Raw genomic sequence first — 21320 nt, forward strand, 5'->3', positions numbered from 1 at the left:
GCAACTGGACCAANCCNCTNCCCCGCCGATCCCGTGAGATCACAACGGCAAATCACCCCCATCTCCACAGCATGCCATCCGCCTGCGCCACATTCAGGAGAACGCCACGAATCGCTCCTGTGGTCGCACCCGATGACCATTCTGGGCCAAGCCGCCCTGAGCAGATCTGACCAGCAGGTTCGAACCGAGCCGGCCTACGCGGCTCCGTCGGATCGACCCTGAGGTGCCACGACTTCGCCAGTGTGTCGATGGTGGTATCCTGTGCGACAGCTTGGCCACGTGGGCTGGTCGACTCGGCGAAGGCTCCCGCCACCCGCGCTGGACGGTCCCACTTGGCGGCCTGCCCTGAGTTCTTACTGACTCGGCACCATGTCGCACGGCTTTCCGAGGGGGTGACCGAGCTGGCTGAGCAAGCTGGCAACGACAGCGACTCCGAGGACCTGCGCGACGACGACAGGGCCGAGCTTCAGGAGGTGGACCCCGACCCTCCGCAGATCAGCTACAGCGGCACCGACTTCGACGTCGAGGGTCTGGTCCGTCGGCACGATCGGGGCGACATAATAGTGCCGTCCTTTGGCAATGATGATCCCGGCATCGAGACAGCCGGCTTCCAGCGCGAGTTCGTTTGGAAGCGTTCGCAGATGGACCGTTTCATCGAGTCCCTACTGCTCGGATNCCCCATTCCGGGTATATTCCTTGTCCAACAACAGGACCGCCGCTATCTCGTTCTTGATGGACAGCAGCGGATAAAGACCCTGAGCCTCTTCTATAATGGCAGCATCAACGGGCGCGAGTTCGCACTTCAGAACGTGGCCGCCAGATTCCAGGGGCTGACCTATCAAACTTTTTCACCCGAACAGCGTCGCACGCTCGACAATACCTTCATCCAGGCGACAATAGTCAAAACCGACGGCACCCGCGAGTCACTCGACGGCGTTTATCAGATCTTCGAGCGGCTGAACTCGGGCGGTACGCAGCTCACGCCGCACGAGATTCGCGTGGCGCTCTATGCAGGCGAGTTCATCAAGTTCCTCACCGCTCTGAACGAAAACCCGGCGTGGCGCGCTCTCTACGGGCCGCCATCACCACGGCTACGCGATCAGGAGATCGTGCTCAGATTCATCGCCCTCTACGTGTCACCGGGTAGCTATAAGCGCCCCCTCAAGAAATACCTGAACGATTTTGTTGGCGCTCACCGCCGACTGAACGAACTGGACGCCGAGTTGATCGAAAAACGATTCGACAGGGCAGCACAGCTTGTGTTGGAGGAGGCCGGAAGAAGCGCCATTCGCGGCCGGGGGCGTCAGCTCAATGCGGCTCTCACCGAGGCGCTTTTGGTAGGATTGGCCCGTAGGCTTGATGCCGGTAGCGAACCGACCGCAGCTGAGGTCAGCCGCGCCATCGACGCGCTCCTCAACGAACCCGACCTGGATTACGTGACCACGCGCGCAACGGCCGACGAGGAGAGTGTGCGGATGCGCCTGGCGCTGGCAACGAGNGCTTTCTCCCGCATCTGACATGAGCAGGCGAGAACGCGCCGAGACCTGGCCGCCGACTGAGACCAGAATTATTTTAGACCGCCTGTCCGAGCTAGCTGCACTGGTACAAGATCAGGCAAGAGTTGCGGATAATCAGGAGGTCGTTTCCTGGCTTGCGCGACTACTGGTGATCCGAAGCTGCGGATATCTGGAGCAGACCGTGGCGGGGACATTCCGCGCCTACACCAGCAGGCTGTCCTACGGCCACGTCAGGAACTTCTCGCTTGGCTGGTTGGAGCGGACGCAGAACCCGACGCCTGCGGCGCTCGAGACCCTGGCCGGGCGCTTCGACCAAGGCCTGCGCCAGGAGCTGAGCGCACTGCTCGACGCGGACGACGGTCGGCTGCGCCGCGAGCTGGCCACGTTAGTCGATCGGCGGAACAGGATCGCCCACGGCCTCAACGAAAGCGTCGGAGTCAGGAAAGCATTAGAGCTCCACAGAGTGGCCTGCGAGGCCGCCGACTGGTTCATTCTTCGCTTTGGGCCTTCCTGAGCCCCGGACGCGCAGTGCCGGAATTCGCCGAGCGGCGGCGGACATGCCAGTCTGATAGTGATGGTGGAGCGCGGTGCCTGCCCCGGGCCGGCGCACCCAGACTCGCCGGTGCCCAGTAGGTCCGCGTTCCCTTCCCAGAATGGTTCCCGAGATGTCGCGGGCGGCCGGGCGGGGCACCAGAACCTGCGGTGACTCTGACCTCCAGAATGTGCTCAACCGACCTTGGCGAGACCGGTCGGGTTGCGCCGGTCCCGCGGCGCGCCCGGGTGAGGGTACCCCTCCTCGCCGAGGTCACCGCGGCCCTTGTCGAGGTCACTGTGGGCGTAGCCCTCAGCCAGGATCCGCTGGGCCGACCCGTTGACAGGCCGTCCGGCCAACGTCCCCGATCGCCGGTCGAGACCGGCGCGCAGCAGGGCGATCAGCGCCCCGATGAGCAGCCCCCAGACCACGACCATGCTGAACGTCATCAGCAGCCAACTACCCCAACCCCAGTTGTACCCACCCCAGACCATCATCATGATCTCCTCCTCCCTCGTCCCGGCCTCCTACGGCGGGCCGTACCTCTACCTTCGGCCGGCGCGGCCGACGGGACGAGGGCTGTTCGTCCCGGACCGGTACGACGCCAGGCCCGTGCCGGACATGCCCTCGGAACCGCCTCCACCCGATCCAGGGGTCCGCGGCGGCGGGCCACTGTCAGGACCTCGCGCCAGGTAGAACCACCGTCTCGCGGCGGGNAGAAANGACGCTATGCGTCCCCNGGCGGNCACCCGCGAGCAGATCATCGCGGCGGCCGACACGATCGCTCGGCGCGACGGGCTCGACCATCTCACGGTCCGACCCCTGTGCGCGGAGCTCGGCGTTACGGCCCCCGCGATCTACCGACGCTTCCCCACCAAGAATCTCATCGTCGAGCGCGTCGTTGACGACGCGCTCGGCCGCATCGACCTTCCAGGCCCCGAGACCGGCGACTGGGCCGACCGCCTAGGGCGCTGCTTCACCAGCGCGCATGACGTTGCCGCCGCCTACCCGGGGCTCGCGGCACACATGGGTCGGCAGATGGCCGGCAGCCCCTCCGCGGTACGCAACGCGAGCTTCCTGCACGATCTGCTCATCGACGCCGGTATCGGACCGGAGGACGCGAACAGGATCATCTGCACGATGTTCGTCTACCTCTGGGGACACCTGCTGGCAGCCGAGGCCGTGGCCGATCTGCTCGGCTCGACCGGCACCCGGGACCAGTTCCTCTGGGGCCTCGACCACCTGCTCGGTTCCTTCCGTCGGCAGTTCGGCGGACCCGTGCCCGGCACCGGGAACACCCCGGAAGGCTGACCGCCGCGGTCGACCGAGTTGGACCGGTCAGCGAGCCTCTTTTCTCGCCCACACCGCCCGTCGAGCCGTCGATGGGGGCCTACCACGGGATGTTGCCGATCATGGTCCGGGCGCACGGCAAGATCACAATAGCAAGCGCAAACATCTTGCAAGCACACAGCAAGCAGTCCGGAATCCCCGGAGGAAAACCGGGTCNAAATGCCATTACGTGGTATNAAATTTACACATNAATTAGACNNAAATATTCTNCCGAGACCGCCACTCTTTCGTTTCTTCGATCAGCTCACGAACAGCGTGGAGTTGCCATTTGACCCCGCCCAGCGTCATTCGTCCGCCTCTATCTGGCGTCCCTCATCCACCGTCGAGAAACCATGATGGATCGGTGATTGACATTCTGTATCGGCTACCGGAGGCTCCAGGCTGACTGCCGTGGGGAACGACGATCATCGCACCTTACGGCAAGACCGCAATCATGATCCATAAGACTCTCGGTAGAGGTGAATCATGGTCGATATTNCCAGAATTCGGCGCCTGCTGCCAGCGCTCGTCGCGGCCCTGGCGCTGACGATAGTCTCGGCTCCGGCCGCTAACGCGGCGTCGGGCAACCCGGGTGTCGTGCCCCCGGGGGCACGCGTATTTGGGAAGAGCTATGGTGCCTGGTCGGCGGCATGGTGGCAGTACGCACTGGCGCAGCCAACCACCACGAACCCGCTGATTGACCCAACTGGCGCGTTGTGTAACGTGGGCCAATCTGGCTCGGTATTCTTCCTGGTCGGCGCCTTCGGTGGCGAAAAAGTCGTTCGAAACGATTGCACGGTACCCGCGGGCAAGGCACTCTTCTTTCCGCTCGTCAACGTCTTCGACGCCAACAACCCCGGGGAAAATCGCACGGCCCGGGAGCTGTGGCGCGAGATGGAGGCAGGCTTGTCGTTCGCCAACCTCCACGCCAGCGTCGATGGCATACCAGTAGGAAAGCTGCGAAGGTACCGGGCTTGCGCCGGACCCGTCCACCGGTGCGCGCATCCGTTCAGCATCACGCTCCCCGATGACAACATCTTCAATGCCCCGGCGGGCATCTACACGCCTGCCGTGGCTGACGGCATCTACCTACTCCTCAAGCCACTTGCGCCGGGCCGCCACACGATCNCCTTCGGTGGAACCGGACGATCCGACATCACCGGCCCCTTCTCCGCAGATATCACCTACCATCTCACCGTCCGGCCAGGCCATCACCATGTTCACGATCGGTACGCGTCGAGTTCCGACAAGTAGCGGTCCAAACCCTCGAACTTGGTAGTTGCAGCGGGGCTGCCTCGCTCTGAATGATGCGTGACCTGGGCACGAGACCGCCGTGGTCACCTGGCTTTCTGGGTATTCGCGGGATTCGTGATGACCGCCGCCGCGCGTCGAGCACCGGTGGGCTTCCGCATGTTTCCGATGTCAACCTTCGAGATAGCCGACGTGTCGCCCCATAAAGGTGGCCTTCTGTACGGGACGAGGAAGATCTGATCGTCAACATCCCGTCACAGAGGGCCACCGCATGCTGACACCCAGGTGGAACACGATGATCAGACGGCGTGGGCGAACTCGGTGAAGGCAGTTGATAACTGCGGCAATGGGTCGGCATCGGTCCCGAGTTCGTGGTGGCCACGGCAGATGCTCTGGACGGGGGCGTGCCCGGCTCCGACGGTTGGACGGAGCGGAGGCGTTTCAGCCCGCGTCCTCTCACCGATGCCCTCCGGACAACCCGATCCGGCTGTACCAGTCACCGTCGGTCGGCTCCGATCAGCTCGCATTCCGATTTTTTCAGTACTCCAGGCCACCCCCACCAGCTGGCGCTGCCGCGGTTTCCTTTTCCTCTGGCTTTTCGGCAACGACGGCCTCGGTGGTGAGGAACAGCCCGGCGATGGATGCGGCATTCTGCAGGGCGGAGCGGGTGACCTTGGTCGGGTCGATGATCCCGGCCTCGAGCATGTTGACGTGCTCGCCGGTGGCGGCGTCCAGCCCCCACCCCGGTTGCAGGTTGCGGACCTTCTCGACCACGACGCCGCCTTCCAGGCCGGCATTGACCGCGATCTGCCGGAGCGGCTCGGTCAACGCGCGGCGCACCATCTCGGCCCCGGTCCGCTCGTCCTCAGCCACCTCCAGCCCGTCGAAGACAGCCCCCGAGGCCAGCAGCAGAGCCACCCCACCGCCGGGGACGATGCCCTCCTCAACGGCGGCCTTCGCGTTGCGGACCGCGTCCTCGATGCGGTGCTTACGCTCCTTGAGCTCGACCTCGGTGGCCGCGCCGGCTTTGATGACGGCCACGCCACCGGCGAGCCTGGCCAGCCGCTCCTGCAGCTTCTCGCGATCGTAGTCGGAGTCCGACTTCTCGATCTCGCTACGGATCTGGCTGACCCGACCGGCGATCCGGCCCGGGTCGCCGGCGCCCTCGATAATGGTCGTGTCATCCTTGGTAACGACAACCTTGCGGGCCCGGCCAAGCAGGTCGAGGTCGGCGTTCTCCAGCCTGAGACCAACCTCCTCACTGATCACCTGACTGCCCGTCAGAACGGCGATATCGCCGAGCATGGCCTTGCGCCGCTCGCCGAAACCCGGCGCCTTCACGGCCACGGACCGGAACGTACCGCGGATCTTGTTGACGACCAGGGTCGCCAGGGCCTCCCCCTCAACGTTCTCGGCGATGACCAGCAGCGGCCTGCCGGCCTGCATGACCTTCTCCAACAGCGGGAGCAGGTCCTTGACCAGCGAAATCTTGATGTTGGCGACCAGGATGTAGGGGTCCTCCAGGACGCACTCCATCCGCTCCTGATCAGTGATGAAGTACGGCGAGATGTAGCCCTTGTCGAAACGCATACCTTCGGTGAGCTCCAGCTCGAGGCCGAAGGTGTTGCTCTCCTCGACGGTGATGACGCCGTCCCGGCCGACCTTGTCCATCGCCTCGGCGATGATCTGGCCGATCGCGGTGNCCCCGCCGGCCGAGATCGAGGCCGTTGAGGCGATCTGATCCTTGGTTTCCAGCTCCCTGGACAGATTGGCCAGTTCCCCACAGACCCGCTCGACAGCCAGCTCGATGCCACGTTTGAGGGCGATCGGGTTCGCGCCCGCGGCCACGTTCCGCAGGCCCTCATGGACCAGTGCCTCCGCCAGAACGGTCGCCGTCGTGGTGCCGTCGCCGGCCACCTCGTCGGTCTTCTTGGCGACCTCCTTGACCATCTCGGCACCGATCTTCTCATACGGATCTTCGAGCTCGATCTCCCTGGCTATGGAGACGCCGTCATTGGTGATGGCGGGAACGCCCCACTTCTTCTCCAGGACGACGTTGCGCCCCTTCGGACCGAGCGTCACCTTCACGGCGCCGGCCAGCTGGTTCATGCCACGTTCCAGCCCGCGCCGTGCTTCCTCCTCGTAAGCGATGATCTTTGGCATGATAGTTCCCCTGAAGCAGAACGCGACCGGACTCCGCAAACATCGCAGGCCCATCCTCGCGACATGCAAAACCTTAATTACAAATCGTCGGTATCGCCTGCTGGCGGGGCAAGCCGACCGGCTGGACAGGCCGGGTCTGCCGGGGTCCCGGTGGAGGGCGCGCTGGCGGGTCCGGGNACCAGGCGCGCTCAGTTGTATACCAGGCGCTCAGTCAGCTTTGGCCCTCGGGGCCGGTGCCTTGGCCCTCGGGGCCGGTGCTGATCTCGATGTGCTTGGGCTGGCTCCGCTTGGCCTTCGCCAGCCGGATGGTGAGTACTCCGTCGGCCAGGGTGGCGTGCACCGATTCCGGATCAATGTCACCCGGCACGGCGATGCGGTGCTCGAACCGGCCCACCGGGCGGCTACGGCGGCGCAGTACTCCCGTGCGTTCCCGCTCCTTGATTTCACCGGTGACGAACAGCTCGTTGTCACGCAGGTCCACGGAGATGTCCTCCCGGCGCACCCCGGGAAGATCGAGATCGATCACGAACGCGTCCTCGGTCTCCTCAATGTCGACCGGCTGCACCATGCCGCCCAGCAACCGCGCCGGACGGCCCTCGACGCCGCCTATGACGTCGCCGAGCAGATTGCCCATGCGGGTCCAGGCGTCCTCGATCTCCCGGAACGGATCCCACCGTGCCAGCGTTCCCAGGCCTTCTCCGCGTCGTACGGGTAGTGTCATGATCCTCACTCCTTCCGGCCAGGCCGGCCGGCTATCACCTTTGCGTCCAATTGACTATGCCTTGCCTCTACCCCTGCCTCGCCGGCCCGAAAACTGCGGGCCGCGGCCGAGAGACACCCGGCTGCAGCCGGCTGTAGGCCAGAAATCGGCTGTAGGGCCAGAAAGCGGCGCTGCCCGGTGCTGCCCGTCCTGCCGGGCTCAGGCCCCCGGTCCCTGTCCTGACCCGGCCCGATCCTGCCCCGGCCCGGCCCCGACCGGTGTGGCTCTGCCAGCTCTCCCGGTGCTCCAGCTCTCCCGGTGCTCCAGCTCTCCCGGTGCTCCAGCTCCCCTGGCAATCAGGACCTACTGGCGATCAAGGCCTTTTCGTGATCTCTTCCTTCGCCTGCCGACAAGCGATACTCCGTAGGCAATGCGTTTTGCTGGGCAAATCCTGGACAGGTTCCCTGCTGTGGGGCCGGTTTATCCGCGTGAAGCCTGCTCACGGCGTGGGAACGCCCGATTCGTCATATGTGTGAGGTTCGCTTCTGGAGGAGCATTCGATGGCGAAGGCAGTCGGCATTGATCTGGGGACGACCAATTCGGTGATCGCCGCCTGGGAGGGTGGCGAGCCGAGGGTCATCCCGAACGCGGAGGGTGCGCGGACGACACCGTCGGTGGTGGCGTTCACCGAGAGCGGTGAACGCCTGGTCGGGCAGCTGGCGCGACGGCAGGCGATCCTGAACCCGAAGGGCACGATCTACTCGGCCAAGCGGTTCATCGGCCGCCGCTATGACGAGGTGACCGAGGAGGCCAAAGCGGTCGCCTTCGACGTCGTCCCGGGCCCGGAGGGCGCCGCCCGGTTCAGAATCCGGGACAAGCTCTACGCGCCGGAGGAGATCAGCGCGCTGGTGCTGCGCAAGCTGGCCGACGACGCTGGGCGGAACCTGGGCGAGAAGGTCACCGAAGCGGTCATCACGGTGCCGGCCTACTTCAACGACGCGCAGCGCACCGCGACGAAGGACGCCGGCCGGATCGCCGGCCTGAACGTGCTGCGGATCATCAACGAGCCGACCGCCGCCGCATTGGCGTACGGGCTGGACAAGAAGGGCCACGAGACCGTCCTGGTCTTCGATCTCGGCGGCGGCACGTTCGACGTGAGCATCCTCGACGTCGGCGACGGGGTGGTCGAGGTCCGGGCCACGGCCGGGGACAGCCACCTGGGCGGGGACGACTTCGACCGCCGGCTGGTCGACTACCTCGCCGACGGGTTCCACCGGGAACAGGGCATCGACCTGCGCCGGGACCCCCAGGCACTGCAACGGCTGTTCGAGGCCGCGGAGAAGGCCAAGGTCGAACTGAGCGCGGTCNCCCAGNCCCAGGTGAACCTGCCGTTCATCACCGCCGACGCCACCGGGCCGCGGCACCTGACCGCCACGGTCATGCGCTCCACCTTCGAACAGATCACCGCCGACCTGGTCGAACGGACCATGGGACCGGTCCGCCAGGCGATGGAGGACTCCAAGATCAGTGCCGACGACCTCGANGAGGTGATCCTCGTCGGCGGCGCCACCCGGATGCCCGCGGTGCAGGCACTGGTCCGGCGGCTGACCGGCGGCAAGGAACCGAACATGAGCGTCAACCCCGACGAGGTCGTCGCCCTGGGCGCGGCGATCCAGGCCGGGGTGCTCAAGGGCGAAGTCTCCGACGTGCTCCTGCTCGACGTCACCCCGCTCTCCCTCGGGGTGGAGACCCGCGGCGGCCTGATGACGAAAATCGTCGAACGCAACACCACGATCCCGGTGCGACGCTCCGAGGTGTTCTCCACCGCGGAGGACAACCAGCCGGCCGTGGACATCGTGGTACTGCAGGGCGAACGCGAACGCGCCGCCGACAACCGGGTACTCGGCCGCTTCCGCCTGGAAAACATCCGCCCGGCGCCCCGCGGCGAACCGCAGGTCGAGGTCACCTTCGACATCGACGCCAACGGCATCCTCAACGTCACCGCCCGCGACAAGGACACCGGAGCCCAGCAGTCGATCACGATCAGTGAGACCTCCAACCTCCCCAAGGAGGAGGTCGAACGGATGATCACCGAGGCGGAGCGTAACCGCACCACCGACCAGGCGCTACGCGCCGCAATCGACGCCCGCAACGAGCTGGACTCGGTCGCCTACCGCGTCGAACGGCTGCTGGCCGAACTCGGTGACGCCGCCCCGCCCCACGAGAAGGCCCGCGCCGACCTGCTGGTCGCCGACGCCCGCCAGGCCATCAAAGAGGAGGCTCCGGTGGACCGGGTCCGCGCCCTGACCTCGGATCTCCAACAGATCTACCACGGCCTGGCCGCCGCCCGAACCGGCCAGGCCGCCCCCACCGAGGGAACCGGCGGCAGCCCGACCGACACCGCCCCGGGCGGCCCACAGCCACCACCTGGCGGCGGCACCCCTGGCGGCGGCAGCCCTGACGGCGACGACGTGGTAGACGCCGAGTTCGACCGGGGCTGACCCATGCCAACCGAGACCGACCCATGATGGCGAACGACATGCCGCGCGAACAGCGCCCAGACCGGACCGGCCACGGCGCCGACCAGACCACCGACCAGACCGTGGACCGGAGTAGCGGAGAGGCCACCGCCCACGCCGGCCCCGTCGGCGCGGACGATCTCCCGACCGAGACGGTCCTGGACAGTGTGGCGCTCGCCATGCAGGTGGACAAGCTGACCGACCGGTGGCGGCGGGCCGCCGCCGACCTGGACAACCTGCGTAAACGGACCGTCCGGGAGCTGGAGCGGGATNGGGCGGCCGAACGGGCCCACGCGGCGGCCGCCTGGCTGCCGGTCCTCGACCATCTCGACCTCGCGCTCACCCACGCCGACGCCGACCCCACCTCGCTCGTGGCGGGTGTCCGGACGGTCCGGGACCAGGCCGTGGACGTGCTGGCCCGGCTCGGCTACCCGCGCCACGACGAGGTCGGGGTGCCGTTCGATCCGACCCGGCACGAGGCGCTGGCCGCCGTCGAGGAACCGAACGTCCCAGCCGGCACGGTGGTGGCCGTGATCCGCCCCGGCTACGGCGACACCGGACGGCAGCTACGCCCCGCCGGAGTCGCCGTCAGCCGCCCTCCGGGCGAACCGCCCGGCGGCGCCCGGCAACCAGGCGAGATCGGCCCGGACCCGGGCGGCACCGGCGGGCCCGCGGAGTGACCGGCCGTGGCCCAGGACTACTACCAGCTTCTCGGTGTCGGCCGGGGCGCGAGCGCNGAGGAGANCCAGCAGNCCTNCCGCCGCCTCGCCCGCCGTTACCACCCCGACGTCAACCGCGGCCCGGAGGCGGAGGAGCGGTTCAAGGAGATCGGTGAGGCGTACCGCGTGCTGTCCGACCCGAAGACGCGGGCGCGCTACGACCGGTTCGGCGCGGACTTCCGGCGCATCCCCGAGGACTACGACGGACGGGTGACCGCCGGGCCGGACTTCGGCCAGGCCGGCCGGGGCTGGAGCCGCACCGGCCGGGTCCGGGCCGAACCGAGCTTCGGCGGCGCCGACTTCGCCGATGGCACCGACTTCGCAGACTTCGCCGACAGGGGTTTCGGACGCGCCGGCCCCGGTGGCGCGGGCCTCGGCGGGAGCATCTTCGGTGACCTGTTCGGTGATCTGTTCGGGGCCCACGGCGCGACCGGGCCGATCCCCGGCGCCGACCAGGAAGCCGAGCTCGAGCTGACCGTCGAGGAGGCCTACCGGGGCGGGCGGCGTCAGATCACCCTCGCCGGCCCCGGCGGGAGCCCACGCAGCTACCAGGTCACCATCCCGCGGGGGGTGGTCGAAGGCCAGCGCGTCCGGCTGGCCGGCCAAGGCGGCCGCGGCAGCAGGCACGGCCAGCCCGGCGACCTCTACCTACACGTGAAGATCGCGCCGCATCCGTATTACCGGCTGTCCGGACGAGACATCAACGTCCCGCTGCCGGTCACCCCCTGGGAGGCCGCCCTGGGCGCCCGGGTCCCGGTCACCACCCCCGGCGGCGAGATCAAGGTGCGCGTCCCGGCAGGATCGTCCAGCGGCCGGCGGCTGCGCCTACGCGGCGCCGGCCTACCCAACCCCACCGGCCCGCCCGGCGACCTGCACGCCGAGGTGCGCGTGGCGGTGCCGCCGGCCCTGACCGCCCGGGAACGCGCGCTGTTCGAGCAGCTGGCCGCCGTCTCGGCCTTCGACCCGAGAACGTGAACTCGCCCGACACCGCGTGCCCCGAGGTACGGGGGTGCCCCGAGGTACGGGGGTGCCCCGAGGTACGGAGGCCGCCCCGAGGTTATGTCCCGTCATCCCGGGAAGGTACCGTCACGTGGACGCCAAGCCGAACACCATTTGCCCGACCTGCCATGGTCGATGCCGCACGGTGTCTCATGTGGCGGGCTTCCGGGCCGGTCAGGTCCGGACCGTGCTGGTGATCGACCCCTGCCGCTGCTGCCACGACCGCGGTTACCTGGTCGGTTTCACCGCACCGGTGTGACCGGCGGCCAGGCCAACGGCGGCCTGAGCGGCGAGTGCCTCGTCGAGGAGACGATCGGCCGCGGTGTGGGGGTCGAGTCCGCCGGCGACGACCTCGTCGGCGAGCTGGTCGATCGCGGCTCCGGGCCGCAGGTCCCCGATCCGCTCCCGCAGCCGGGCGAAGGCGATCCGCGAGATCTCGTCGACCGCGCGCCGACGCCGTCGGCGCTGCAGCTGCCCCGTGCGCAGCAGCCAGTCCCGATGGGCCTCGATCGATTCGACGAGCTCGGCCACCCCCTGCCCGGTGGCGGCGACCGTCCGCACGANCTGCGGACGCCGGTCGTCCTCCCCGCGGCCGGCACCGCCCATCCGGAGCATGGCGGTGAGCTCGTTGACCGTCCGGTCCGCACCCGGCCGGTCGGCCTTGTTGACCACCAGCACGTCGGCGATCTCCAGAACGCCCGCCTTGGCGGCCTGGACGCCGTCCCCCATCCCTGGGGCGACCAGGACGAGCGTGGTGTCCGCCAGGGCGGCGATGTCCACCTCGGCCTGTCCCACCCCGACGGTCTCGATCAGGACGACGTCGAACCCGACGGCGTCGAGAACCCGCAGGGCCTGGGGCGTGGCGGTCGACAGGCCGCCGAGACTTCCGCGCGTCGCCAGCGAGCGGATGAAGACGCCCGGATCGGTGGCGTGCTCGACCATCCGGATCCGGTCGCCGAGCAGCGCGCCGCCGGTGAACGGGGACGAGGGGTCGACGGCCAGCACGCCGACCCGCCGGCCCGCAGCCCGATAGGCGCCCACCAGCGCGGAGGTGGAGGTGGACTTGCCGACCCCCGGCGCCCCGGTGAGGCCGATCACCTGCGCGCCCCCGGTGCGAGGCATCAGCAGCTGCTCGGTTCGCTGCAGGTACGGCGAACCGTCCTCGACCATGGAGATGAGCCTCGCCACCGCGCGGCGGTTGCCCGCGACGGCGGCGGTGACGAGTTCGGTCACCGACTCGATCGACGAGCCCACCCGGGTACCATCCCCAACCGTCACGGCCACCTCACTAATCGAGCTCACCAATCGAGCTCGGTGATCGAGCTCACCAATCGAGCTCGGTGATCGAGCTCACTGATCGAGCTCACTGATCGAGCTTGTTGGCGGCCCGTACGACGTCGAGGATGCCCCGGATGATGGCGGTGAGCTCGTAGTCCTTGGGCGTGAACACCGCGGCCACCCCGAGTCGGGCGAGCTCGTCCGCGTCCGCCGCGGGGATGATGCCGCCCACGATGACGGGGATCTCACCCGCCCCGGCCGCCCCCAGCCCCGTCAGCACCTGGGGCACCAGGTCGAGATGGGAACCGGAGAGCACCGACAGCCCGACGACGTGCACGTCCTCCTCGACGGCCCCGGCCACGATCTGCGCCGGCGTCAGCCGGATCCCCTGGTAGACGACCTCGAAACCGGCGTCACGGGCCCGCAGCGCGATCTGCTCGGCGCCGTTGGAATGCCCGTCGAGACCGGGCTTACCGACCAGCATCTTCACCGGACGGCCCAGCTCGGACCCCGTGCGCGCCACCCGGGCCCGCAGCTCGTCGAGGGCGGCCCCGCCACCACCGGCGACGGTGGCCTCGCCGACCCCCGTCGGTGCCCGGTACTCCCCGAACACCTCCCGCAGCGTGTCCCCCCACTCCCCCGTCGTGACCCCGGCCCGGGCGCAGGCCAGCGTGGCGGGAACCAGGTTCGCGTCCGTCCCGGCCGCCGTCCGCAGGCCGAGCAGCGCCTCCGTCACCGCCCGGTCGTCGCGGGCGGCCCGCCAGGCCGCCAGCTCCGCGCGGGTCGCCTCCTCCAGCGCCGGATCGACCGTCTGGATCGCGGCGGAAAGATCGGCGAGCAGCGGATTCGGCTCGGTCTCGGTGAACCGGTTCACCCCGACGACAACATCCTCACCGCTCTCGATGCGAGCCCGCCGCGCCGCCTGGGACGTCACCAGCTGCGACTTCATATAGCCGCTCTCGACCGCGGCGACGGCGCCCCCCATCTCCTGAACCCGGTCGATCTCCGCCCTGGCCGCGGCCACGAGCTGATCGACCCGCTTCTCCACCACGACCGAACCGGCGAACAGATCGTCATACTCCAGCAGATCGGTCTCATGAGCGAGGATCTGCTGAATGCGCAGCGACCACTGCTGGTCCCACGGCCGGGGCAGGCCCAGCGCCTCGTTCCAGGCCGGCAGCTGCAACGCCCGACACCGCGCGTCCTTCGACAGGGTTACCCCCAGCGCCTCCAGCACAATTCGGATGATGTTGTTCTCCGGCTGGGCCTCGGTCAGCCCCAGCGAGTTGACCTGCACCCCGTACCGGAACCGGCGCTGCGCCGGCTCCCGAACCCCGTACCGGGAGGTCAGCAGCTCATCCCACAACGCCGTGAACGCCCGCATCTTGCACATCTCCTCCACGAAACGCTCTCCGGCGTTGACGAAGAAGGAGATCCGACCACACACCTCACCCATCCACTCCGAATCCGCCCGCTCCAGCTCCCCGCGGTCCGCGCCAGCCCGGACCGCGCCAGCCCGGACCGCGTCAGCCCGGCCCACCGGGATCCCCCGCGCGGCGGCCACGGCATCGAGCACCGCGATCGCCGTGCACATGGAATAGGCCAGTTCCTGAACCGGCGTGGCCCCGGCCTCCTGCAGGTGATAACTGCAGATGTTGATCGGGTTCCAGCGGGGCAACTCGGCCACCGTGTAGGCGATCAGGTCGGTGATCAGGCGCAGCGACGGACCCGGCGGGAAGACATAGGTCCCCCGCGACAGATACTCCTTGATGATGTCGTTCTGGGTCGTCCCGGCCAGCTCCGCCGGATCGGCCCCCTGCTCCTCCGCGACCACCTGGTACAACGCCAGCAGCCACATCGCGGTGGCGTTGATCGTCATCGACGTGTTCATCCGCGCCAGCGGAATCCCGTCGAACAACCGCCGCATGTCACCGAGATGCGCGATCGGCACCCCTACCCTGCCCACCTCGCCACGGGCAAGGGCGTGATCGGGGTCATAGCCCGTCTGCGTGGGCAGATCGAACGCCACCGACAACCCGGTCTGCCCCTTGGCCAGATTGCGCCGATACAGCGCGTTACTCTCGGCCGGGCTCGAATGCCCGGCATAGGTGCGGATGATCCACGGACGGTCCCGCTTCGGCTCCGCCCGGCCCGCGCCCGCCATCTCAGCCTTCCGTCCGGGGTNCCGGCCGGCCAGGCTGCTCGCCGCCGCGTGCCTCGCCGTAGGCCCGCTTGGGCACCATGACCTTGCGGCGGTAGATGCAGACAAGGACGCCGTCCTGGTTGTAACCGCGGGTTTCGACGGTGACGATCCCGCGGTCGTCCTTGCTCTTCGACTCGACCTTGTCCAGGACGGTGGACTCGCCGTAGATCGTGTCACCGTGGAACACCGGCTTCACGTGCCGTAGCGACTCGACTTCCAGGTTGGCGATCGCCTTCCCGGATACGTCGGCCACCGACATTCCCAGCAGCAGGGAGTAAACGTAGTTCCCGACGACGACGTTCCGTTTGAACTGAGTGGTCTCCTCGGCGAAATGAGAGTCCAGGTGCAACGGATGATGGTTCATCGTGAGCAGGCAGAAGAGATGGTCGTCGTACTCGGTGACCGTCTTGCCCGGCCAGTGCTTGTAAACCGCACCTACCTCGAACTCCTCGAAGTAACGCCCGAACTGCATTTGGAACTCCCTCACCTGATCACAGCATACTCAACTCGTCAGAGACGCACCGGCCCCTCAGCCCGGAAGCTGGTACTCCTTCAGCAATGCCCGGCTGATGATGCGCTTCTGTACCTCGGAGGTCCCCTCTCCGATGAGCATGAAGGGGGCCTCCCGGTACAGGCGCTCGATCTCGTACTCCTTGGAGTAGCCGTAGCCGCCGTGGATCCGGAAAGCCTCGGTCGTCACCTCGTGGCAGTACTCGCTGGCAAGGTACTTGGCCATCCCGGCCTCGACGTCGTTGCGCTGCCCGTCGTCCTTCCTGCGGGCGGCGCTGACCATCATCAGATGCCCGGCCTCCACCTTGGTCGCCATCTCGGCGAGCTTGAACGCGATGGCCTGATGCTCCGCGATGGGCCGGCCGAACGTCCGCCGCTGCTGAGCGTAGGCGATACCCAGCTCAAACGCCCGGATCATGATCCCGCAGGCCCGCGCGGCGACGTTGACCCGGCCGACCTCCACGCCGTCCATCATCTGGTAGAAGCCCTGGCCCCGGCCGGCCTCGCCGCCGAGGATCGCCGACGCGGGCACCCGATGGTCGGCCAGCACCATCTCGGTGGTCTCGACCCCCTTGTACCCGAGTTTCTCCAGCTTTCCCGGGATGGTGATCCCGCCGTGTGTCCGGAACCCAGGTTCCTTCTCCAGGAGAAACGTCGTCATGTTCCGGTAGACCGACTGGGCACCCTCGTCGGTCTTGACCAGGGTGGCGACGACGCCGGCGCGGGCGCCGTTCGTCAGCCACATCTTCTGGCCGTTGAGCACGTATTCATCGCCGTCCCGGTCGGCCCGGGTGGTGATCGCGGAAACGTCGGAGCCACAGCCCGGTTCGCTCATCGAGAACGCCCCGCGGAGCTCGCCGGTGGCCATGACCGGGAGCAGCCGCCGTTTCTGCTCCTCCGAGCCGTGCTGGAGGATCAGGTAGGCGACGATGAAGTGGGTGTTGATGNCCCCGGAGACNCTCATCCAGCCGCGGGCGATCTCCTCCACGACGAGCGCGTAGGTCAGCAGGGACTCGCCGAGCCCGCCGTACTCCTCCGGGATGGTGATGCCGAACAGGCCCATCTCCTTCATCGCCTCGATGATGTCCTCGGGATACTCATCCCGATGCTCGAGGTCGTTCGCATGGGGAAGAATCTCCTTGTCGACGAAGGTCCGTACCGCCGCAAGGATGTCCCGCTGCACTTCGGTCAGACCGTCGGTCTGCGCGATCCTGCCCATGTTCCGCTCCTGTCGCTGCCCCCGATGCCTGAGGGGAGAGCAGAAACGCACTCAGGCAGCGGGATGGTTTCATCATGGCCACGCGCCGGGTGCCGGCGCGCCGATCCGCCCCGACTCGGACGGATTCAGCCGACCGGTGGTTCGAACTTCACCGTACGCTGCATCCCCGCGGCGCGGCCCTTGCCCGCGACGACCTCGGCCATCTTCCGGCTCGCCTCGTCGATCATCTCGTCGCCGAGCATCACCGCACCGGTCAGACCGCCCGCGGCCGAGGTGTGCCAGGCATAGGCCTCCAGGATCAGCTCGGCATGGTCATAGTCGGCCTGCCGGGGCGCGTAGATCTCGTTGGCCGCCTCGATCTGGCCCGGGTGCAGCACCCACTTGCCGTCGAACCCGAGCGCCGCGGACCTGCCCGCCACCGCCCGGAATCCGTCCACATCACGGATCTGCAGAAACGGCCCGTCGATCGCCTGCACCCCGCGGGCGCGCGCGGCCTCGAGAATCTTGAACAGCACGTAGTGAAATGGGTCACCCGGATAGTCCGGACTGAGTGCTCCCACCACCAGCGACGGCATGTTCACCGACGCCATGAAATCCGCCGGGCCGAAGATGATCGTCTCGATCCGCGGGCTCGCGAACGCGATCTCCTTGACGTTCGACAGCCCCAGCGCATTCTCGATCTGCGCCTCGATCCCGATCCGGCCCACCTCGAACCCCATGACCTTCTCGATCTGGGTGAGCAGCAGGTCCAGCCACGCCACCTGCTCCGCCGACTGCACCTTCGGCAGCATCACGCAGTCCAGGTTCGCCCCCGCGCCCTCCACTACCTCGATCACGTCGCGGTAGGTCCAGCGCGTGGTCAGGTCGTTGACCCGCACCACCCGGGTCTTCCCCGCCCAGGCGCCCTCGTTCAGCGCCGCGACCACGTTCGCCCGCGCCGACTCCTTCGCGCCAGGAGCGACCGAGTCCTCCAGGTCACAGAACACCTGATCGGCCGGCAACCCCTGGGCCTTGCCCAGCATCTTCGGCGACGAGCCGGGAACGGCCAGACACGACCGGCGCGAACGCAGCGACACCACTACCCCACATCTCTCACAGGCCGGATTTCGATGAACGGACGAACACTCGGCGGACAGGGACATCGACGCGGAACCGAGGCTTCGTCCTCCGTCCGCGCGACCCCCGCACCCCCATACCAAGGGTCTCCACCTGTCGCAACCGCCCGATCACAGGAATCGCCCGGTAGCCCGATATTAGCCCATCCGATAATCTTGAATTGTGCATCTAGGTTTTATCACAGTCCCCCGCACCGGGCATCCGATTCACACTCACCATACGCACCACATTCGTCACTCTATGTAGAGTACCGGTAAGGTGCCGGATCGGTCGGCGCGGTGCCTCGGGTGCCGTCCACGGGACGGATCCGCTCCGGTCGGATCAGTCGACCTGGCGCTCGTGGCCCTCCCAGTACGGGGCGCGCAGCTTGAACTTCTGCAGCTTGCCGGTGGCGGTGCGGGCAAGCTGGTCGCGGAACTCCACCGAGGTGGGCGCCTTGTAGGAGGCGAGCCGCTCCTTGCAGTGCTTGATCAGCTCCGCCTCGGTCGCCGTCCGGCCCTCGGCGAGCACGACCAGCGCTTTGATCGCCTCACCCCACTTCTCGTCGGGCACGCCGATCACCGCGACCTCGGCCACTGCCGGGTGGCCGAACAGGCAGTCCTCGACCTGGATCGACGAGACGTTCTCACCGCCGGTNATGATCACATCCTTCTTGCGGTCACTGATCGTCAGGTAGCCCTCGTCGTCGATCACGCCGCCGTCACCGGTGTGGAACCAGCCGCCCGCCAGGGCCCCGGCCGACTCCTGCGGCCGCTCCCAGTAGCCCGCCAAGATCACGTTGGAGCGAGCCAGCACCTCACCGGAGTCTGAGAGCTTGAGCGTGACACCCAGAGCGGGCGCACCCGCACGGACGAGCTTGCCCGCGCGATCCTCGGGCGGCAGGTCGTCCCACTCCACGCGGGAACGGTTGATCGTGAGCAGCGGCGAGGTCTCGGTGAGGCCGTAAATCTGGATGAACTCCCAGCCGAGCTCCTCCTCGACCCGTTGGATCGTCTTGGTGGGCGGCGGAGCACCCGCGCAGATGACCCGCACGCGGTCGCGGCCGGGGACCTCGCCGTCCCAGTCCCGGACGGCGTCGAGCACGGCGTTGACCACAGCCGGCGCGGCGCACATCACGGTGACGCCGTGCTGCTCCACGCGGCGCAGGATCTCCGGGCCGTCGATCTTGCGCAGCACCACCTGCTGGACGCCGAGACCGGTCATGCCGAACGGCATGCCCCAGCCATTGGCGTGGAACATCGGCAGCGTGTGCAGGTAGACGTCGCGATCGGTGACACCGGCGTGCAGCGCGAAGGTGACCGCGTTGACCCAGATGTTGCGGTGGGTGATCTGCACGCCCTTGGGGCGCGCGGTCGTACCGCTGGTGTAGTTGACCGTGGCGGTGGCGTTCTCATCCGGCTCCCACGGCGTGGGCTCGGCGTCGAAGCGGTAGAGCTCGGCGTCACTCTCGGCGCCCAGCACGAACTTCTGCTTCGCGGTCACGCCGGAGAGCTTCTCCTCCAGCTCGGGGTCGATGAGCAGCACCTCGGAGCCGGAGTGCTCGACGATGTAGCTGACCTCCTCCGGCGAGAGACGGAAGTTCACCGGGACGAGCACCCGGCCGTACCCGCTGACACCGAAGAACGACGCGAGCAGGCGGGCACTGTTATGCGACACGATCGCGACGCGCTCACCGTGGCCCACGCCTAAGGCGTCCAGGCCCGCCGCCTGCGCACGGGCGGTCTCACCCAGGCGGGCGTAGGTCAGGTCCGGCCACGGCTGGGCGGGCTGGTCCGGTTCGTCCACGACACCGACACGTCTGCCATACACCGTGACCGCTCGATCAAGGAAATCACGTGCGCCGAAAGGCACCAACATCGCTGGCCTCCAGGGGTCTGTGGGGGGTGCTGTCGAACCTCACCTGTCGAATCGAGTGTGATCCAAAGTGTAGGCACGGTAAACGGCGAGGGCTTGTACGCCGGTGACAGGCGCTTGCACCCGCACGCCACACGACGTCGACGCGGGCCTGGTCAGGCCGCCGCCGTTGCCGTCGAACCGCTCGCGGTGTGGCTACGCCGGGTGGTTCGTGAGAAACAGGTTCGTTGGGAACAACTGTTTGCCATGTTCGCCTAGGCAGCCTTGCGTGTTTCAGGCGGCGCAGTTGTCCGGACAAGCCGCGCGAGCATTGTGCTGGACAGGCCCGGTGCGCCCGCGCACCGGGTCGTCCGCGAGTACTACATCGACAACCTGCTACGGCCGAGAGCTGTCCCCGACCGGTAGCCAACCGCACCCGTGTGAGTGTCTCACCCGAACCTTGGCAGGCATGGCGAGCTGACCCCCCATGTACGGACCCGGAAGAAGTCCCCGAAGATCAACGGTTTCGTGAACGCTTGCGCACGTTGAGGTAGGCTCGCTTGCAAACGCTGTAGGGCCGGGCGCCTGACGGATTGGCCGCCTGGTGGATTGGCCGCCTGATGGGTTCCGGCGGGAGGTCGGGCGCTGAGGAGGAATCCGGGATGGGCGGCAGCATCGAGGAGGTGGCCGCGTTGGCGGGCGTCTCCACGGCGACGGTGTCGCGGGCGTTGCGTGGACTACCCTACGTCGCCGAAAGCACCCGACGACGGGTGCGGGAGGCTGCCGCGCAGCTGGAGTACGTGGCGTCGCCGCAGGCGTCCCGGCTGGCCAGCGGGCACACGCGCACGATCGGGGTGATCGCGGATCTGACCGGCTGGGTTTTCCTCCAGGTCCTCAGGGGGGCCGAGGCGGTGCTGCGGGAGGCCGGGCTGGATCTGTTGCTGTACAACCCCGGGGACGACTCGGGCCCCTTCGATGCGCTGCCGCTGCGTAAGCGGGTCGATGCGGTACTCGTCCCGTGTCCACCTCTCACGCTGATGGAGATGCGCTCCCTACAAGCGCTTAACATACCAGGTGTTCTGGTCGGCGCGAGCGTGCCCGGTTTCCCCAGCGTGCGGGTCGATGACGTCGGCGGTGCCCGTACGGCGGTGCAGCACCTGATCAATCTGGGTCATCGGCGGNTCGGGNTGATCTCGGGNGAGGCGGNCGGGGACGGATCAGATAATCGCGAGACGGCGCTTTCCACCGCTTCCGCGGATCGGCGGCGCGGGTATCGCGAGGCTCTCGCGGCTGCCGGTATCGAATGTGACCCGGGGTTGGAGGCGGTCGGGGGTTTTACCTGGCGGGGAGGTGAGCGGGCCATGGCTGAGCTGTTCTCGGTCGAGTCGCCGCCCACGGCGGTGTTCGTCGCGGACGACGAGATGGCGATGGG

16 protein-coding genes and 1 pseudogene are annotated in these 21320 nt (G+C 67.7%); 7 read left to right on the forward strand and 10 right to left on the reverse strand.

The window, feature by feature from the left end; translation table 11 throughout:
- Positions 1-392: 392 nt before the first annotated feature.
- Positions 393-1517 (forward strand): DUF262 domain-containing protein, encoded by a 1125-nt coding sequence (locus CED_RS17645; RefSeq protein WP_235187126.1) that lies wholly within the window; start codon positions 393-395, stop codon positions 1515-1517.
- A gap of 1 nt (position 1518) precedes the next feature.
- Positions 1519-2031: a HEPN domain-containing protein gene (locus CED_RS24425; protein WP_011436596.1), complete on the forward strand. Its 513-nt coding sequence runs from the start codon at positions 1519-1521 to the stop codon at positions 2029-2031.
- 212 nt (positions 2032-2243) lie between these two features.
- On the opposite strand, the gene CED_RS17655 is transcribed toward CED_RS24425, so the two are convergent.
- Entirely contained in the window at positions 2244-2549 is a 306-nt protein-coding gene (locus CED_RS17655; protein ID WP_011436595.1) for a hypothetical protein, read from the reverse strand.
- Between the two features lie 229 nt (positions 2550-2778).
- On the opposite strand from CED_RS17655, the gene CED_RS21655 reads away from it, so the two are divergent.
- Complete coding sequence (locus CED_RS21655; protein ID WP_051868895.1) at positions 2779-3360, forward strand: TetR/AcrR family transcriptional regulator; 582 nt, start codon at positions 2779-2781, stop codon at positions 3358-3360.
- Between the two features lie 1568 nt (positions 3361-4928).
- Here the strand turns inward: CED_RS21655 and CED_RS26335 are convergent.
- The 3 genes and pseudogenes from CED_RS26335 to CED_RS17675 all read right to left on the reverse strand — a co-directional run.
- A pseudogene (locus CED_RS26335) lies at positions 4929-5080 on the reverse strand (IS6 family transposase); the annotation flags it as partial.
- Between the two features lie 86 nt (positions 5081-5166).
- Positions 5167-6792: a chaperonin GroEL gene (gene groL / locus CED_RS17670; protein ID WP_035912441.1), complete on the reverse strand. Its 1626-nt coding sequence runs from the start codon at positions 6790-6792 to the stop codon at positions 5167-5169.
- Positions 6793-7003: 211 nt separating this feature from the next.
- Positions 7004-7513 (reverse strand): Hsp20/alpha crystallin family protein, encoded by a 510-nt coding sequence (locus CED_RS17675; RefSeq protein ID WP_011436591.1) that lies wholly within the window; start codon positions 7511-7513, stop codon positions 7004-7006.
- A 539-nt stretch (positions 7514-8052) separates the two neighbouring features.
- Between CED_RS17675 and dnaK the strand changes: the two genes are divergently transcribed.
- The 3 genes from dnaK (at position 8053) to CED_RS17690 (ending at position 11705) form a co-directional block, all read left to right on the forward strand.
- Positions 8053-9993, forward strand: coding sequence for a molecular chaperone DnaK (gene dnaK, locus CED_RS17680; protein WP_035912443.1), 1941 nt, complete (start codon positions 8053-8055; stop codon positions 9991-9993).
- 101 nt (positions 9994-10094) lie between these two features.
- Positions 10095-10691 (forward strand): nucleotide exchange factor GrpE, encoded by a 597-nt coding sequence (locus tag CED_RS17685; protein ID WP_369807854.1) that lies wholly within the window; start codon positions 10095-10097, stop codon positions 10689-10691.
- A 6-nt stretch (positions 10692-10697) separates the two neighbouring features.
- Complete coding sequence (locus tag CED_RS17690; RefSeq protein ID WP_035912448.1) at positions 10698-11705, forward strand: DnaJ C-terminal domain-containing protein; 1008 nt, start codon at positions 10698-10700, stop codon at positions 11703-11705.
- A 252-nt stretch (positions 11706-11957) separates the two neighbouring features.
- Here the strand turns inward: CED_RS17690 and meaB are convergent, their stop codons facing one another.
- The 6 genes from meaB to CED_RS17720 all read right to left on the reverse strand — a co-directional run bounded on the left by meaB (position 11958) and on the right by CED_RS17720 (position 19912).
- Positions 11958-13007 carry a methylmalonyl Co-A mutase-associated GTPase MeaB gene (meaB, locus tag CED_RS17695; RefSeq protein ID WP_235187127.1) on the reverse strand — a complete coding sequence of 350 codons (1050 nt, stop codon included), beginning with the start codon at positions 13005-13007 and terminating at the stop codon, positions 11958-11960.
- 85 nt (positions 13008-13092) lie between these two features.
- Positions 13093-15171, reverse strand: a complete 2079-nt coding sequence (locus CED_RS17700; RefSeq protein ID WP_011436586.1) for a protein meaA — start codon at positions 15169-15171, stop codon at positions 13093-13095.
- 1 nt (position 15172) lies between these two features.
- Positions 15173-15682 carry a MaoC family dehydratase gene (locus CED_RS17705; RefSeq protein ID WP_035912450.1) on the reverse strand — a complete coding sequence of 170 codons (510 nt, stop codon included), beginning with the start codon at positions 15680-15682 and terminating at the stop codon, positions 15173-15175.
- 57 nt (positions 15683-15739) lie between these two features.
- Positions 15740-16939, reverse strand: coding sequence for an acyl-CoA dehydrogenase family protein (locus tag CED_RS17710; protein ID WP_035912453.1), 1200 nt, complete (start codon positions 16937-16939; stop codon positions 15740-15742).
- Between the two features lie 125 nt (positions 16940-17064).
- Complete coding sequence (locus tag CED_RS17715) at positions 17065-18015, reverse strand: CoA ester lyase (RefSeq protein WP_035912474.1); 951 nt, start codon at positions 18013-18015, stop codon at positions 17065-17067.
- Positions 18016-18376: 361 nt separating this feature from the next.
- Positions 18377-19912, reverse strand: a complete 1536-nt coding sequence (locus CED_RS17720) for an AMP-binding protein (RefSeq protein WP_035912455.1) — start codon at positions 19910-19912, stop codon at positions 18377-18379.
- Positions 19913-20550: 638 nt separating this feature from the next.
- Here CED_RS17720 and CED_RS17725 point away from each other — a divergent pair.
- A partial coding sequence (locus CED_RS17725; protein WP_035912456.1) for a LacI family DNA-binding transcriptional regulator occupies positions 20551-21320 on the forward strand: 770 nt, incomplete at its 3' end.

The organism is Frankia sp. CeD, from assembly GCF_000732115.1.
In the GTDB taxonomy this organism is placed as follows: domain Bacteria; phylum Actinomycetota; class Actinomycetes; order Frankiales; family Frankiaceae; genus Frankia; species Frankia casuarinae.